The 1,499-nt window shown below is 56.4% G+C and carries 1 protein-coding gene; it reads right to left on the bottom strand.

Annotated features, from left to right (window positions below):
* Positions 1-437 precede the first annotated feature (437 nt).
* Positions 438-1,085: an endonuclease III gene (gene nth, locus BQ17_RS12290; RefSeq protein ID WP_089727468.1), complete on the bottom strand. Its 648-nt coding sequence runs from the start codon at positions 1,083-1,085 to the stop codon at positions 438-440.
* Positions 1,086-1,499: the final 414 nt, after the last annotated feature.

Here is a 1,499-nt window from a genome sequence, read left to right as displayed (position 1 = left end):
TGCCATTTGTTAATTGGACTTGTACCAGAACGAACCGCACCGAAGAACCACGGATAAACACGGATAAACACAGATCATAATCCGTGTTTATCTGTGTCCATCCGTGGTTCTAATGCAAGAAATGGTCTCCGTATTTTTACTATGCTGCACTAGTCCATAGTTTCGATCGATTCTGCTAGTTTTGGCGCCGGAGCGTGAAAGCCAAGCGTGTGAGCCAGCAGATACTATGAACTTGCAATATCTGTCGAAACTAGGTACTAGGCTGCGGCGGAAACGGCTGGCGATCCAGTAGTCGATGCTGGTGTATCTACCGGCACCGATGAAAAAGAGGATCAGGACCATGACGAAATAGCAGGATAGCACCGATCACTTCGGTAATGTCTGACAAACATTTAAGTAATCGGCGCAATCCGATATGCCATTTTCCGCCAATCGTCTTAACTTGTTATCGGCTCAGGGGTTTTATCCCGGAACTCGCACAGATCCCGGATGAGGCATGCCTGACACCGGGGACGGCGAGCGGTGCATAGGTAGCGGCCATGGAGGATCAACCAATGGTGGGCATCCTTCAGGAACGGATGGGGCACGCATCGCAGCAGCTTCTGCTCTACCTCCAGGGGGGTCTTGCCGGGGGCGATGCGGGTACGGTTACAGACGCGGAAGATATGGGTATCCACCGCTATTGTGGGTTGTCCAAAGGCAGTATTGAGCACCACATTGGCGGTTTTGCGTCCGACGCCGGGCAGCCTCTCCAGGGACTTACGGTCCGCAGGAACCCGGCCCTGATACTCTTCAACTAGGATGGCACAGGTCTTGATGATGTTTCCAGCCTTGCTGTTGAACAGCCCGATGGTTCGGATGTGGTGCTTGAGACCCTCCTCTCCCAGGGCGAGGATGGCCTCCGGGGTATTGGCCAGAGGGAAGAGTTCGGTGGTGACTCGGTTCACCATCTTGTCGGTAGCCTGGGCGGAGAGGATGACCGCCACCAGGAGCTCGAACGGAGTGGAGTACCCGAGCTCGGTGGTAGGTGCCGGGTTGGCGGCTTGCAGACGCTCGAAGAGGGCATGTCTTGTTTCCTTGTTCATGGGATCGCTGAGAGCGGAAGTGGCGGGTAATTACACCGAGTTTGCATAACCGGCTTGAGTGGCATTAAGCAATCCTGAATTATTTGGCGTTGTCCGGAGGGAGAAGATCCCTCCTGTGTCGGGACAGGGTTTGAGGTGTTGCGTTCGACGCACCAAGGCTCGCCGGCCGTGTGCAGATCAGTGCCAGCGTCTTAACGCAACCTACACCCAGATTACCCCCGCGCTGCCGGCCCGCGCGGCCTCGCGTTAAGTTGTAGGTTGGGTTAGGCGCGCGGTTCGATCCCGAAGCCCAGTGACAAGGCTGAACGCGCCGTAACCCAACACGCCGGACTGGTCCCGACGCAGGAGGGATCTTTTCCCACAACCAACGCCAAATAACCCCGGACCGCGCCCGGACCGGCACGGCGCCGAACG

Source organism: Candidatus Thiosymbion oneisti (assembly GCF_900092655.1).
In the GTDB taxonomy this organism is placed as follows: domain Bacteria; phylum Pseudomonadota; class Gammaproteobacteria; order Chromatiales; family Chromatiaceae; genus Thiosymbion; species Thiosymbion oneisti.
The sequence above is the reverse complement of the archived record's forward strand: the minus strand, read 5'-3'. Positions and strand labels throughout refer to the sequence as shown.

Excerpts from the sequence above, each read along its gene's own strand:
- nth (WP_089727468.1), bottom strand. The coding sequence starts at position 1,085 with ATGAACAAGGAAACAAGACATGCCCTCTTCGAGCGTCTGCAAGCCGCC.